This window comes from Pseudacidovorax intermedius, from assembly GCF_003350475.1.
GTDB lineage: Bacteria > Pseudomonadota > Gammaproteobacteria > Burkholderiales > Burkholderiaceae_C > Xenophilus > Xenophilus intermedius.
In genome coordinates this window covers 307,680-321,876 of sequence record NZ_QQAV01000005.1, presented here as the reverse complement: position 1 = coordinate 321,876, position 14,197 = coordinate 307,680, and the positions used below count along the sequence as shown (strand labels likewise).

Below are 14,197 nucleotides of genomic sequence, written 5' to 3'. Positions count from 1 at the left end.
TCCGCCTGCTTGCCCGGCGTGATCGAGCCCGTCTTCCCATCCAGCCCGAACGCCTTCGCCCCGCCCATCGTCGCCCAGTACAGCGCATCGCGCGTGAGCGTCGAGTGCTGCGTCTTCGCCGGCCACGCCCCTTCGTGCCACAGACTTCTGTTGTCCAGCTCCCTCTGGTGCAGGAACGCGTGGCGCGTCACGGCCAGCATCGAGCTGTTGAAGTACGGGTCGCAGTCCGTGCCCAGCGAGGGTGTCGCGCCATGCTTGACCAGCCTGCCCAGCATCGCCGGCTGCTCGTAGTTCAGCATCTCCGTCAGGTTCGTGGCCGTGATGGTGCAGCCCGCATCCAGCACGATCTTCAGTTCCCGCTCGTCGAAGCAGTTGCCGTGCCCGATGTTGTGGTCCGGCCCCAGCAGCCCTTCGGCCGCCAGCCTCGGGTAGCCGTCTTCCACCACACGTTTGCCCTTGCGCCCATAGGTGTGTGCCGAGTTGATCAGCCCGAACTCGCGCGCCAGCCGGATGTCGTGCACCGCCACGTCGTACTCGCCCCAGTCCGGCCCCAGGATCGCCATGGCCAGCGTCACCAGCCTGTCGTCCGAGGCCAGACGACCCTTGCGCAGCCGCTCGATCTCCTCGCGCGGGAACGGCTTCTTGTGGTACGGCACTTCCCCCTCGCGCTCGGGCGGCTTGACCGTGCCGCGCGCGAACACAGCGCGGATGCCCGACTCCTCCAGCGCGTCCAGCGCCGCGTCGGTCATCTGCGCATCGCGCAGGATGTGGCACCAGTCCACGATCGTCGTCGTGCCGTTGCGCAGCTGGTTCAGCGCCCCCAGCAGGTTGCCCAGGTACACGTCTCGCTCGCCGTAGTACAAGGCCAGGCGCTTGTGCATGTTGGCGTGGTAGTCGCGACTGCTGACCCAGTCGGCGCCGATGCCCCGCAGCTGGTACTCCCAGGTGTGGATGTGCGCATTGACCAGGCCGGGGGTCACGATGCGCCCGCGTCCATCGATGCGCTCCGCGTCGCCCGCATCGAGGCCAGGGCCCACGGCCACGATTCGCTCGCCTTCCACGAGGATGTCGGCGTCCTCGTGATCCCCGACCTGGGGGTCCATGGAAAGGATGCAGGCGTTCTTGATCAGCAGTCTGGACATAGGGCTCCTTGGATTCATGCGGAAAAAAGTCGTGCACGCACGCGCTGTGTCGCGGCCGTTGCTTCGCGTCGGTCGACATCGAGGAGTCGGCCCGCCTGCTTGCGCAACTTCCCGCCCACGATCACGGTGTCGACGTCGGCGGTCGTGCTCTGCAGCACCACATGCGCCGCCGGATCGCCCAGCGACGGGCTGTAGGCGCCGCAGCGCAGCAGGATGAGGTCGGCGATGCAGCCAGGGGCGATGCGTCCCAGTTCGTCGCCCAGCCCCACCGCGCGCGCGGCGTTCACCGTCGCATACGCCAGGACCTGGCGAGGCTGGATGAACGGCACACCCGGGTAGCGGGTCAACGGCCAGCGTCCCGCCAGACGCTCTGCCTCGGCTTCCTCGTTGCGCATCAGCCAGAAGCTCAGCCGCATCTGGGAGAACAGGTCCAGCGCCACCCGCGACGGCACATCCACACCCAGGCTGGGCGTGACGCCCGCGCGGTGCGCCCGGCCCATCACCCGCACCGAGCGGCCATCGCCCACCTCGCTCTCCGGCGTGAAGGAGATGCCGCAGCCATGGGCGGCGAGCAGCGCCAGTTCGGCGTCCAGCGCGGGATTGCAGTGCACCGGGAGCAGGTCCGGGCCGAGCAGGCCCGCGTCCTCCAGCGCATGGATCTGACCCGCGACGTTCTGGTGGAAGCTCATGGGCAGTCCCAGGCCGCGCGCGGCCCGCACTTCCTCCTCGAACAGGTCGAGCCCTGCATATTCGAGGGAGGCCAGACCCACGCCGAGCCGGACCAGCGCCTGCGGGCCGCCGTCCATCGCCCGGGCAAGATGGCGCACCTGCGCCATCCTCCAGGAATGATCGGTCGCCAGCGTCGGGATGTCGCCCAGCATGCCATAGCAGAACAGCACGCGCTGGCCCGTCTTGCGGTGCGCATCGATGGAGCGCTCGGCATGCTGGGGCGACATCACGTTGTGGCAGAAGTCGAGCACGGTCGTGATGCCGTTGTCGAGCATTTCCACACCCGTGGCAAAGGCGGCGTCGTGCATGTCCTCAGCGCTGAGCCGCCCACGCAGCGAGAAGATGTGCGCGTGGTAGTCCGCCATGCCCCACATGGCGGCCCCCAGGCCCTTGAGCGGCCCTTGCCACATATGGGTGTGCGTGTCGATCAGACCGGGAATGGCGAGCATGCCCCGCGCGTTGACGACCGTATCCCCCAGCTCCACGGGCAGGCCCCGGCCGACGGCCACCACCCGGCCCCCTTCGATGCGCACGTCTCCGTCGGCAATGTCGCCCAACGCGGGATCCATGGTGAGCACCGTCGCTCCGCGCAGCAACAGGGCCGCAGGCGCCATCATGCCGTCACCTCTTCGCGGGCGGGGTCACCCGCGATGGCGGAAGCCGGCAGCGCGTCGAGACGCAGGCACGCCGCCTGCGCGCCCCGCCCCGTGGCCTGGAGTTCCGGCATGCGTTGCCGGCACTGCGGCTGCGCGAAGGCACAGCGCGTATTGAAGGCGCATCCCGGCGGCGGGGCGAGCGGGCTGGGCAGCTCCGCCCGGATCGTCTGCCGCCTTGCGCGCGTGCGCACCGCCTGCGCCACGGGATCGGCCACCAACGTCGACGCCATGAGCATCTGCGTGTAGGGGTGGCTGGGCCTCTCGTGGACGACATCCGCAGGGCCCACTTCCACCAGCCGGCCCAGATAGAGCACGCCGATGTTCTGGCTCATGTGACGAACCACGTCGAGGTTGTGCGCAATGAAGAGGTAGGACAGGCCGAACTCCCGCTGCAGGTCCATCAACAGGTTGATCACCTGGGCCTGCGTACTGACGTCGAGCGCGCTCACAGGCTCGTCGCACACGATCAGGCGCGGCTGCACGGCCAGCGCACGGGCGATGGCGACCCGTTGACGCTGACCGCCCGACAGCTCATGCGGGTAGCGCCCGGCCTGGTAGGCGGCCAGTCCGACGTTGTCGATCAGCCGCGCGATTTCCCGGTCGCGCGCCGGGGCCTGCATGGGCCGGTGCCGGTCGATGGCCTGGCCGAGCGTGGCGCCGATGGTCTGACGCGGATTGAGCGAGGAGATCGGGTCCTGGAACACCACCTGCACGTCCCGGCGAAAGGCCAGCGGCGTGCGCGCGCCGAAGGCTGTCACGTCCTGCCCGTCGAACACGATGCGACCGGAACTCGCCTGGACGAGGCGCAGGATCGCGCGGCCGATGGTGCTCTTGCCCGAACCCGACTCGCCCACGAGGCCGAAAGTACTGCCGCGTTCGATGGTGAAACTCACATCGCGCACGGCCGACAGCGTTCGGCTGCCGAAGAGGCCGTCGCGCAGCCGGAAGTCCACGGACAGGTGCTCCACCGACAGAAGGGGGGCATGGGCGTTCATGCGAGAACCTCGAGGCGTTCGTCGGCGCGGATGCAGCGCACACCCTGCGCCAGCGCGACGGGTTGTACAGAGCAGGCGGCCGTGGCATGGGGGCAGCGCGGATGGAAGCGACAACCCTGCGGCCAGGCCCAGGCGGGGGGAACGCGCCCTGCGATGGTGGACAGCGCTGCGCCGCCTGCACCTCCACGCGGCATCGCATGCAGCAGCAGCGCCGTGTAGGGGTGGCGCGGCGCGGACAAGACCTGCTGAACGGGCCCTTCCTCGACGACCTGGCCCGCGTACATCACGGCCACGCGATCGCACAGGTCGGCCACCACGCCGAGGTCGTGCGTGATGAGCAGTATGGACATGCCCAGCCGTTCGCGCAGTTGGGCGAGCAGGTCCAGCACCTGCGCCTGAATCGTCACGTCCAGGGCCGTGGTGGGTTCGTCGGCGATGAGCAGCTCCGGATCGCAGGCGAGGGCACAGGCGATCACCACGCGCTGCGCCATGCCCCCTGAGAACTGGTGGGGATAGTCCTGCATGCGCCGAGCCGCATCGGGCACGCCGACCAGCTCCAGCAGCTCGACGGCGCGCGCCTGCGCCTGTGCATGGCTGAGCCTGCGGTGGGCACGGATGGCGTCACGCAACTGCATGCCGATGGTGTGCACCGGCGACAGTGCCGCATTCGGATCCTGGAAGACCATGCCGATGCGCCGGCCGCGTACATGGCGCAGCGCCTCGTCGCCCAGGCCGACCAGCTCCGTGCCTCCCAGGCGCACGGAGCCTGACGCTATGCGGGCGCCAGCCGGAAGCAGGCCCAAGATGGCGGCGGCCGTCATGGACTTTCCGCAGCCCGACTCACCCACCAGGCCGAGCACCTCGCCGCGGCGCAGCTGCAGGGACACCTGGCTCAACAGCTCGGACTCGGCGCCCGGCCGGCCCGCGCGCACGCTCAGCCCGCGGACGACGAGCAGCGCATCCGGCAGCGGCGGATCCAGCGGTGTCTCCTCGTGAACGGCCCGAACTGCCGGAACCTGCACCGACGACGCCCGACGGGCGGTGCCCCGGGGCAGCAGGGCATCTCGCAGCGCGTCGCCCAGCAGATTGAAGGACAGCACCGTCAGCGTGATCGCCAGGCCGGGCACCAGCGGCAGCAGGGGCTGCTCGCTCTGGAACTGCCGGGCTGTCTCGAGCATGGCACCCCAGCTGATCTGCGTGCTGTCCGCACCGACGCCCAGAAAGCTGAGCATCGCCTCGATCAGCAACGCGGTGCCGAGCGAAATCGACGCCTGCACGATCAGCGGCCCGGCAATGTTCGGCAGGATCTGTCGGAACATGATGGCGCCCGCGCGCAAGCCAAGCACGCGGGCCGCATCCACATACAGACGCTCGCGCTCGGCCAGCACCACGGCACGGGTGATGCGCATGAAGCTCACGGCAAAGATCAGGCCGACGGCCAGCATCGCGTTGGTGAGACCCTTGCCCAGGACGCTGATCAGGGCCAGCGCCAGCAGCACCGCGGGAATCGACTGCATGACGTCGGCCAGCCGCATGGCCAGTCTGTCGCACCAGCCGCCGGCGTAACCGGCCAGCAGCCCCAGGCTGACGCCGAAGAGCACGCCGATACCCACGCTCTGCAGCGATGCCTGCAATGCCGTACGCGCCCCGAAGATGGCCCGGGAAAGCATGTCGCGCCCCAGGTCGTCCGTGCCGAACCAGAACGTGGCGCCGGGCGCTTCCAGACGGTGTCGCAGGCTGGGCGTGAACGGATCGTGGGGCGCGATCCAGGGCGCCCCCAATGCGCAGATCACCACGATCAGCACAAAGGCGGCCGGCAACAGGACGAAGGGGTGGGCCAGCGCACGCCAGGGTGCGCCGCGCGGCGCACGGGCTGCATCGGCATCTGGTGCCGCAGCGACGACGGTGGAGGCGATGCCGGGGAGCGAGGCGGTGGGCGCTTGCATGGCGGTTAGCACCTCAGTGGGCGCGGACTTTGGGATTGACCAGTCCATAGCCGACGTCCGTGGCCAGGTTGACCAGCAGCACGATCGTCGCAACCACGACCACTGCCCCCTGAAGCACCGGGAAGTCCCCACGCACCACGCTGTCGATCAGCAAGGTGCCGAGCGCTGGCACTGCAAAGATGCGCTCGACCGCCACGCTCGCGCCGACCAGCACGGACATCTGGATCGCCATCACGCTCAATACCGGACTCATCGCATTGCGCACGGCATAGCGGACCACGATCAGCCGAGGCGGCAGCCCCCGCGCCCGCAGCGCGTGGACATAGCTGGAGTGCATCGCATCGATCATGGCGCTGCGCGTCTGGCGGGCAAGCACCGATGCCGTGTGCACCGAGAGCGCGAAGGCCGGCAGCACAAGGCCTCGCGCCCAGTTCACCGGATCCTGCGAGAACGGCGTGTAGCCGACCACCTGGAACCATTGGAGATGCACGGCGAAAGCCAGTGAGAGCAGGAGCGCGAGCCAGATGCTCGGCACGGCGAGCCCCAGCGAGACGATGGTCGACAGCAGCCGGTCGGCCCACGAGCCGTGCCGCACAGCGGCCCAGATGCCCAGCGGGATGCCCATGCACAACGCCAGCACCATGCCCGCCAGCGCGAGGCACAGCGTCACGCTGACGCCGTCGAGCAATGTGGGCGCCACCGGTAGCGCGGTGTAGAGCGAGACGCCCAGGTCGCCGCGCAGCGCGGCGCCCAGCCAGGCGAGGAACTGCTGCGCCAGCGGCAGGTCAAGCCCCAGCTTCTGCGCATACTCCGCGCGATCGGCGTCGGAAGCGCCCGGGCCGAGGATCTGCGTCACCGGGTCGGTCGACGTCATGCGCGTCAGCAGGAAGGTGAACAACGACACCGCCAGCAGGATCGGGATCACCGACAGCAGGCGAGAGACGACCAGCCGTCTCATGGTGCTGTTTCCGCGATGGCGGCCTCACCGGCCAGCACGCGCTCTCGCACGCGCCGGATGGCCTCGGCCGCATCGGCCCGCTCCAGGCCCACCAGTTGGCCGGCCTGCTTGCGTAGCTGGCCGTCGACGATCACCGTGTCGACGTCGGCCGGCGTACTCTGCAGCACGACATGGGCGGCCGGGTCGCCCAGCGACATGCTGTAAGGGCCCGTCGAGAGCATCACGAGGTCGGCCAGGCAGCCGGGCGCGATGCGTCCCAGTTCGTCGCCCCGGCCAACGGCTCGGGCCGCATTCACCGTGGCGTACTCCAGCATGTGACGTGGCTGCACATGCGGTGTGCCAGGACGGCGGGCCAGAGGCCATCGGCCGGTGAGGCGTTCGGCCATGGCCTCTTCGGCCCGCATGACGTGGTAGGTCAGTCGCATCTGAGCGAACAGATCGAGCGCCACCCTCGAGGGGATGTCCACGCCCAGGCTGGGCGTGACCCCGGCCCGATGGGCGCGCCCGATGATGTTCATGGCCCGGCCGCCGCCAAACTCGCCCTCCACGGTGAACGAGATGCCCCCGCCGCAGGCCGCCAGCATCTCGAGCTCATCGTCAGCCGCCAGGTTGGCATGCACCGGAAGCAGGTCGGCGCCCAGAAGTCCCGCCTCGCCGAGTTGCCGGATCTGGGCCGGGGGATTCTGGTGGAAGCTCATGGGTAGCCCCAGCGCGCGGCCCAGCTCGATCTCGGTCCGCACCAGCTCCAAGCCCGAGTACTCCAGCGACCCGACGGCCAGCCCGAGGCGCACGCGCCCTGCGCTGTCGCGGCCGAGCTCGGCCGCGAGCTCGCGCACCTGCGCGATGCGCCAGGGATGATCCGCCGCCAGGCTCTTGAACTCGCCCAGCATGCCGTAGGCGAAGAGCACCCGCTGACCGGTGCGCCGATGGCCGGCGATGGACTGCTCGGCATGGCCGGGCGTCATGGTGTTGTGGCAGAAGTCGAGCACCGTCGTGATCCCGGCGTCGAGCATCTCGGTGCCTGCCGCGAAGCAGGCGTCCTGCATGTCCGGGGCAGAGAATTTCTCGCGCATCGGGAAGACATGCTTCTGGTAGTCCGGCGTCCCCCAGAGGCCGCCGCCGAGGCCCTTGAGCGGGCCTTGCCACATGTGGGTATGGGTGTCGATCAGGCCCGGGATGAGGAGCATCCCGCGGGCGTCGATCCGCCGGGCGTCGGGCGGCGCATCGAGCGCGCGCCCAACCTGCGCGATGCGCGAACCCTCGATCAGCACATCGGCCTGCGCGAGGTCGCCGAGGGCGGGGTCCATGGTGAGCACCATGGCGTTGTGGATCAGCAGCGCGGTCATCTCGGCTCCTTGGTGGATGGCGATGGGCCCGTGGACGAACGCCAGGGTCTCAGGGACTGACCTTGGCGTCGATGTAGCGGAACACCGCCACATCGCCCACGGTCGACACGATGTTGGACACCCGCTTGGGGTTGTAGGCCCAGTAGGCCGCGTAGTCGAAGAAGCCGCAGTCCAGCGCCTCGTCGTCCACCGCCTTGGCCATCTTCTGCCAGCCAGCGTTCTGGCCGGCCACGTCGTCGGCGGCCAGCGCCTCCTTCACGGCAGCCTCCACGCCGGGGAAGACGGTCTTGAGGGGATTGCCGGCGCCGTCCGGCGCATAGTGGTACAGGTAGTAGTCGTAGGCACCCGTGTCCTGCGAGTCGGTGAGGATGGCCGCCGGATACCGCCCGCTGCGGAAGGTGCTGAAGAACTGGCCGAAGGTCATCGTCTCCAGCTTCACGTCGATGCCGATCTGGGCCATCTGGCTCTTGAAGAGCTCGGCGATGATGCGCTGGTTGTCGAAGGTGGCCAGCGTGAGCTGCACCTTCGGGTTGCCCAGCGACGCCATGAGCTGCTTTGCCTTGTCGAGGTCGTGCGGATAGCCCTTCACCGCGGGGTTGAAGCCGGCCATCCCCTCGCGCAGCCGCTGCGTGTGGACCTTGCCATTGCCGCCGAGCGCCGCATCGATGTAATCCTGCGCGTTGATGGCGTGGCAGACCGCCTGACGAAGGCGGGTGCTGTTGAACGTCTTGACGGTGTCCATCATCTGCAGGTGCCACATGACGGAGGGAAACCAGCTCGTCTTCAGTCCTTCGCGCTCCGCGCGCTTGGCGATCGATGGGTTGGTCCACACGATGTCCAGTTGGCCGGTGCGCAGCGCGTTGTAGAGGCTGTCGGGGTCGTTGATGTGCGTGACCTCGATGCGTGCGGGGCCCACGGACTGCGGCGCGTAGTATTTGTCGTAGGAGCTGACCACCGTGCGCAGGCCCTTGACGGTGTCCTTGGGCTCGTACTTCCAGGGGCCGGTGCCCACCGGCGTGAGCTTGTAGGAGCCGTCGTCCAGCGCCTTGGGCGAGACCATGTAGGCGCCCCGGCGCGCCAGGTTGGGCAGCAGATTGGGCGCGCGCATCTTCAGGAGGATGTCCACCCGGGTGGGTGACACCACGACGAATTTGTCGACGGCACTGAAGACACCGCGCCACTGGCCCGGCGTGTCGCGGATGCGTTCGAGGTTCTTCACCACGGCGGCCGCGTCGAAAGGTGTGCCGTCATGGAAGGTGACGTTCGACCGCAGCGTGATTTCAAGCTTGCGCGGCGACTCCTTCCAGCCGGTGGCCAGCTTGGGCGCAACGGAAATGCCATCGGGTGTTACCTCGGCCAGGCCTTCGTAGATGAGCGAGGTGTAGATGCTGTTGGGCTTGGTCAGCGTCTCCCAGTCGTCCAGCCCCTGGTTGCTGCCGAACCGCAGCGTGCCCGCCGGCTGCGCCGCCGCGAGGCCGGCCACGCACACCCATGCGGTGACGACCGAGAACTGCACCAGATGCCGGAGGAATCGGCCGGGACTGCGCTTCATGGAGAACTCCTTGCTCAAACTGGGGAAGAACCGGGCGTGCGAGCGACGCGTCGGAAGAGGTGAACCGCGGTCGGCTGCGGTCTAGATGGAGAAGGTCGCGGGCTGGGCCCCCCGCTGTACGGGGACGGACTTGTAGCTCCCCTGTTCGAAGATGCGCATGCGCGAAGCCATCAGCTCCTCGTGCAGCCGCGCCAGACGCCCGATGTCGAAGCACAGCGCGCCCCCGCGCTTGGCCCAGCGCCCCGCCACCATCACGTTCTCGATGTCCGACGTCTCCGCGTACATCACCACGATGTGCGCCGCATTGCCACCGGCCAGCGCCGGGAAGATGTTCATCCCCCGGCAGTCGAACATCACCAGGTCCGCCTGCTTGCCCGGCGTGATCGAGCCCGTCTTCCCATCCAGCCCGAACGCCTTCGCCCCGCCCATCGTCGCCCAGTACAGCGCATCGCGCGTGAGCGTCGAGTGCTGCGTCTTCGCCGGCCACGCCCCTTCGTGCCACAGACTTCTGTTGTCCAGCTCTCTCTGGTGCAGGAACGCGTGGCGCGTCACCGCCAGCATCGAGCTGTTGAAGTACGGGTCGCAGTCCGTGCCCAGCGAGGGTGTCGCGCCATGCTTGACCAGCCTGCCCAGCATCGCCGGCTGCTCGTAGTTCAGCATCTCCGTCAGGTTCGTGGCCGTGATGGTGCAGCCCGCATCCAGCACGATCTTCAGTTCCCGCTCGTCGAAGCAGTTGCCGTGCCCGATGTTGTGGTCCGGCCCCAGCAGCCCTTCGGCCGCCAGCCTCGGGTAGCCGTCTTCCACCACACGTTTGCCCTTGCGCCCGTAGGTGTGTGCCGAGTTGATCAGCCCGAACTCGCGCGCCAGCCGGATGTCGTGCACCGCCACGTCGTACTCGCCCCAGTCCGGCCCCAGGATCGCCATGGCCAGCGTCACCAGCCTGTCGTCCGAGGCCAGACGACCCTTGCGCAGCCGCTCGATCTCCTCGCGCGGGAACGGCTTCTTGTGGTACGGCACTTCCCCCTCGCGCTCGGGCGGCTTGACCGTGCCGCGCGCGAACACAGCGCGGATGCCCGACTCCTCCAGCGCGTCCAGCGCCGCGTCGGTCATCTGCGCATCGCGCAGGATGTGGCACCAGTCCACGATCGTCGTCGTGCCGTTGCGCAGTTGGTTCAGCGCCCCCAGCAGGTTGCCCAGGTACACGTCTCGCTCGCCGTAGCGCGTCGCCAAGTTGCCGTGCATGTTCGCCACATAGTCGCGAAAGCCCACCCAGTCGGCGCCAATGCCACGCAGTTGGTACTCCCAGGTGTGGATGTGCGCATTGACCAGGCCGGGCGTCACGATGCGCCCGCGTCCGTCGATGCGCTCCGCGTCGCCCGCGTCGAGGCCAGGTCCGACCGCCACGATGCGCTCGCCTTCGACCAGCACATTGGCATCGTCGAAGTCGCCCACCGCCGGGTCCATGGACAGCACATGGGCGTGTTCGATCAAGGTGCGTTTCATCGAGGAATCCGTAGGTGGGTCGATGGAGACGGATCGTGACAGTTTCCTTTCAGGCTATAAATATTCGATTCGAGAAGAATTTCTTTCTGAATTGGAACGAATAGTGGATCGCCTGACCTGCATGAGCGTGTTCCGCAAGGTGGTGGAGCGCCACAGCTTCAGTGAAGCGGCCGAGGAACTCGGCATGTCGGCCGGCTCGGTGAGCAAGTACGTGGCGGCGCTGGAGACCCACATCGGCACGCCCCTGCTGGCCCGGACGACGCGCCGCATCAGCCTGACGGAGGCGGGCACCGGCTACTACGCCAAGTGCGTCCGCATCCTGGACGACATCGAAGAAGCCGAGAAGTCGACCGGCCAGTTGCATCCCAGCCCGCGCGGCCTGCTACGGGTGCGGGCGCCGGTGTCCCTGGGATCCGCCCATCTGGGGCGCAGCATTGCGGACTTCCTGGCGCGCTTTCCGGAGGTGAAGCTGGAGCTCACGCTCAACGACTTCTTCATCGACCCCTCCGAGCAGGGCGTGGACGTGGCGATCGCCATCGGCAGCAACGACCGGGAGCCCATGCGCGGCGCGCGTCCCATCGGCCGCATGGCACGCGCCGTGGTGGCCGCCCCCGCCTACCTGGACCGCCATGGCGCGCCCGCCAGCGTGGCGGAGCTCAAGCGGCACAACTGCCTCATCTACAACCGCGGGCAGTCGCCCGACGAGTGGCGACTGCATGGGCCCGGCGGAGAACGAACGGTGCGCGTCGCTGGCGATTGCCGCTGCAACAACAGCCAGGTGCTGCGCGAATCGCTTCTTGAAGGCGCAGGCATCGGTCTGCTGCCCACCTTCCTGGTCGCGGACGACATCGCGGCGGGCACGCTGCGCATGGTGCTGCCGGGATGGGCCCCGGAGTCGCGCACGCTCTATGCCGTGTTTCCCCAGCCTCGGCAGCCGTCCATCAAGGTGCGCGAGTTCGTGGACTTCCTGGCCCACAGCTTCGCCGTGGACGCCCAATGGCGGCTGGGATTTTCGAGCGACGAGTGATTCAGCCCCTTGTATCTTTAGCGCTCGGACTGGCTCAGGTAGCCCGAGCGCCCTCTGGGATGTTTCAAGCCCGTGGCTGAGCATTGGGCGCCTGAGCCGGACCGTCCTTCTCTGCAGCCCGATCGGTTGTAGGAGCTTGAAGTTCGCATAGACAAGGATGGGAGTGAGAGGACGTGTCCGACTCTATTTTTATCGGCATTGACGTCTCCAGTCAGACGCTGGAGGTTGCCAGCAGCGAGCAGGCCAAAACCTGGCGGCTTGCCAACGACGCGGGGAGCATTGAACAACTGGTCAGCCAGGCATCGGCTTTGGCGCCTGCGTTGGTGGTCTTGGAAGCCACCGGTGGCTACGAGTTCGAGGCAGCCTGTGCGCTGCAGGCCGTGGGCCTGGCGGTGGCAGTGGTGAACCCACGCACGGCGCGCGACTTTGCCCGCGCGATGGGCGCTCTGGCCAAGACCGACGCGCTGGATGCACGCATGCTGGCGGCCTTCGCCCGCGTGCTGCACCAGCACCCTGAGCGGGAGCGCTTCGTCAAGCCGCTGGCCGACGCCGAACTGCAGCAACTGCAAGCCCTGGTGCTGCGTCGGCGCCAGTTGGTGCAGATGCTGACCTCGGAGCGACAGCGCCTGCGTCTGGCCCATGCCGCCGCCCGGCCGAGCATTGAGCGGGTTGTCGAGTTCCTCAAGCAGGAGATTGGCGACAGCGAGGCTGAAGTGGCCACGCATGTGCAACGGCACCACGCGCAACTGGCCCAGGCGCTGGCCAGCGTGCCAGGCATCGGCGCGGCAAGCGTGGCGGTGCTGTTGGCTGAACTGCCCGAACTGGGCAAGCTCGACCGGCGCCGCATCGCTGCACTGGTAGGCGTGGCGCCCCTGAACCGAGACTCTGGCCAGATGCGTGGTCAGCGCTGCATTTGGGGCGGGCGCGCAGATGTGCGGCGCACGCTGTACATGGCCACCCTTGTGGCGGTGCGCCACAACCCAGCGCTCAAGGCCTGCTACGCGCGCCTGCTGGCAGCGGGCAAACGCAAGAAGGTCGCCCTGGTGGCCTGCATGCGCAAGCTGCTGACGATGCTCAATGCCATCGCCAAACACGGCTCTGTATGGGATTCAACTATGCATTGCGCTTGACTGCCAAGACGGTTGCTCAGCCCAGGTCCATCTGCTTGGCCAGGATGTTGCGCTGGATCTCGTTGGTGCCGCCGCCGATGGGGCCCACGCGCGAGTCGCGGAAGAACATCTGCATGTCGTACTCCATGGAATAGCCCGCGCCGCCCATGATCTGCATGCCGATGTCGGCGCACTTGAAGTTGTTGTCGGTGGCGACGATCTTGGCGATGGAGGCCTCGGTCACCGCCGGTGTGCCCGAGTCCAGCACGTCGGCCGCGCGGTAGACCATCTGGCGGGCCGTCTCGGACAGGATCAGCATGTCGGCCAGTTTGTGCTGGATCACCTGGAACTGCGAGATCGGCTGGCCGAACTGCACCCGGTCCTTGGCATAGTCGCGGGCGTATTCGGTGATCTTGAAGCAGTGTCCGGCCGAGATGGCGGCCAGGCCCAGGCGCTCCAGGCCCAGGCAGCTCATGATGTTCTTCCAGGCACGGCCTTCGCCGCCGAAGAGGTTCTGCGCCGGCACGCGCACGTTCTCGAAGAACACTTCGTTGGCATGCGAGGTGCGGCGGCCCAGCATCTGCAGCGGCCGCACCGTCACGCCGGGCGTCCTGGCGTCGACCAGCAAGGTGCTGATGCCCTGGTGGCGATTGGCGCCATCGCGGTCGGTGCGGGTGATGACGACAAAGTAGTCCGCCACGTGGCCACAGGTGATCCACACCTTGTTGCCGTTGAGGATGTAGTCGTCGCCGTCGCGTTGCGCGAAGGTCTTGACACCGGCCACGTCGGAGCCGGTGCCGGGCTCGGACATGCACAGCGCCAGCTTGGCCTTGCCCGCGATGATGCGGGGCACCAGGTCCTTCTTCATCTCGGGCGAGCCGAACTTGGCGATGTGCATGCCCGCATACACGGCCGAGGTGGTGATGGCCTGGGCGATGCCGGTGTAGTGGTAGCCCATGGCCTCCAGGAAGATGGCGATGTCGCGGTAGGAGCCGCCGGTGCCGCCCAGTTCTTCGGGATAGAAGAGGCCGATGTAGCCGGCATCGGCCAGCGCCTCGTAGGCTTCGAGCGGGAACTCGCGCGCCTCGTCCATCTTGCGGATCTTCTCCCAGGGCAGATGGCGACCCAGCAGGTCAAGCACGCCCTCGCGCATCATGCGCTGGTCGTCGGTGAGGCCGGTGGTGTTGAACAAGCTCATGGCTTTCTTTCTCCTGTGTATCGATTGGGGTTAACG

Annotated in this window: 11 protein-coding genes; 2 read left to right on the top strand and 9 right to left on the bottom strand. The window is 67.8% G+C overall.

Features of this window, described 5'->3' with window-relative positions; all coding sequences use genetic code 11:
- The 8 genes from DFR41_RS15415 to DFR41_RS15380 form a co-directional block, all read right to left on the bottom strand.
- The coding region (locus tag DFR41_RS15415; protein ID WP_170159387.1) for an amidohydrolase family protein at positions 1–1,142 on the bottom strand (1,142 nt) is incomplete at its 3' end.
- Between the two features lie 14 nt (positions 1,143–1,156).
- Positions 1,157–2,488, bottom strand: coding sequence for an amidohydrolase family protein (locus DFR41_RS15410; RefSeq protein ID WP_114803333.1), 1,332 nt, complete (start codon positions 2,486–2,488; stop codon positions 1,157–1,159).
- Complete coding sequence (locus tag DFR41_RS15405) at positions 2,485–3,522, bottom strand: ABC transporter ATP-binding protein (protein ID WP_114803332.1); 1,038 nt, start codon at positions 3,520–3,522, stop codon at positions 2,485–2,487. Before DFR41_RS15405 ends, DFR41_RS15410 begins: the two co-directional genes overlap by 4 nt.
- A complete protein-coding gene (locus tag DFR41_RS15400; RefSeq protein ID WP_017760860.1) occupies positions 3,519–5,468 on the bottom strand; it encodes a dipeptide/oligopeptide/nickel ABC transporter permease/ATP-binding protein in 1,950 nt (649 codons plus the stop codon). The genes DFR41_RS15405 and DFR41_RS15400 overlap by 4 nt, the downstream gene beginning before the upstream one ends.
- 13 nt (positions 5,469–5,481) lie before the next feature.
- Positions 5,482–6,426: an ABC transporter permease gene (locus DFR41_RS15395; protein ID WP_017760861.1), complete on the bottom strand. Its 945-nt coding sequence runs from the start codon at positions 6,424–6,426 to the stop codon at positions 5,482–5,484.
- The gene (locus tag DFR41_RS15390) at positions 6,423–7,772 is read right to left on the bottom strand and encodes an amidohydrolase family protein (RefSeq protein WP_170159386.1); all 1,350 of its coding nucleotides are present in this window, start codon (positions 7,770–7,772) and stop codon (positions 6,423–6,425) included. The genes DFR41_RS15395 and DFR41_RS15390 overlap by 4 nt, the downstream gene beginning before the upstream one ends.
- A gap of 49 nt (positions 7,773–7,821) precedes the next feature.
- Complete coding sequence (locus tag DFR41_RS15385; protein WP_017760863.1) at positions 7,822–9,324, bottom strand: ABC transporter substrate-binding protein; 1,503 nt, start codon at positions 9,322–9,324, stop codon at positions 7,822–7,824.
- 81 nt (positions 9,325–9,405) lie between these two features.
- Positions 9,406–10,827 (bottom strand): amidohydrolase family protein, encoded by a 1,422-nt coding sequence (locus tag DFR41_RS15380; RefSeq protein WP_114803330.1) that lies wholly within the window; start codon positions 10,825–10,827, stop codon positions 9,406–9,408.
- A gap of 103 nt (positions 10,828–10,930) precedes the next feature.
- Here DFR41_RS15380 and DFR41_RS15375 point away from each other — a divergent pair, with 103 nt between their 5' ends.
- Entirely contained in the window at positions 10,931–11,854 is a 924-nt protein-coding gene (locus DFR41_RS15375; protein WP_043118830.1) for a LysR family transcriptional regulator, read from the top strand.
- A gap of 173 nt (positions 11,855–12,027) precedes the next feature.
- The gene (locus DFR41_RS15370) at positions 12,028–12,984 is read left to right on the top strand and encodes an IS110 family transposase (RefSeq protein WP_114803329.1); all 957 of its coding nucleotides are present in this window, start codon (positions 12,028–12,030) and stop codon (positions 12,982–12,984) included.
- A gap of 16 nt (positions 12,985–13,000) precedes the next feature.
- Here the strand turns inward: DFR41_RS15370 and DFR41_RS15365 are convergent, their stop codons facing one another.
- The gene (locus DFR41_RS15365) at positions 13,001–14,161 is read right to left on the bottom strand and encodes an acyl-CoA dehydrogenase family protein (RefSeq protein ID WP_017757145.1); all 1,161 of its coding nucleotides are present in this window, start codon (positions 14,159–14,161) and stop codon (positions 13,001–13,003) included.
- Positions 14,162–14,197 lie beyond the last annotated feature (36 nt).

Bases quoted from the DNA above. Each gene is read 5' to 3' on its own strand.
- DFR41_RS15385 (WP_017760863.1), bottom strand. From the start codon at position 9,324: ATGAAGCGCAGTCCCGGCCGATTCCTCCGGCATCTGGTGCAGTTCTCG.
- DFR41_RS15390 (WP_170159386.1), bottom strand. From the start codon at position 7,772: ATGACCGCGCTGCTGATCCACAACGCCATGGTGCTCACCATGGACCCC.
- DFR41_RS15410 (WP_114803333.1), bottom strand. From the start codon at position 2,488: ATGATGGCGCCTGCGGCCCTGTTGCTGCGCGGAGCGACGGTGCTCACC.
- DFR41_RS15395 (WP_017760861.1), bottom strand. From the start codon at position 6,426: ATGAGACGGCTGGTCGTCTCTCGCCTGCTGTCGGTGATCCCGATCCTG.
- DFR41_RS15365 (WP_017757145.1), bottom strand. From the start codon at position 14,161: ATGAGCTTGTTCAACACCACCGGCCTCACCGACGACCAGCGCATGATG.
- DFR41_RS15405 (WP_114803332.1), bottom strand. From the start codon at position 3,522: ATGAACGCCCATGCCCCCCTTCTGTCGGTGGAGCACCTGTCCGTGGAC.
- DFR41_RS15380 (WP_114803330.1), bottom strand. From the start codon at position 10,827: ATGAAACGCACCTTGATCGAACACGCCCATGTGCTGTCCATGGACCCG.
- DFR41_RS15400 (WP_017760860.1), bottom strand. From the start codon at position 5,468: ATGCAAGCGCCCACCGCCTCGCTCCCCGGCATCGCCTCCACCGTCGTC.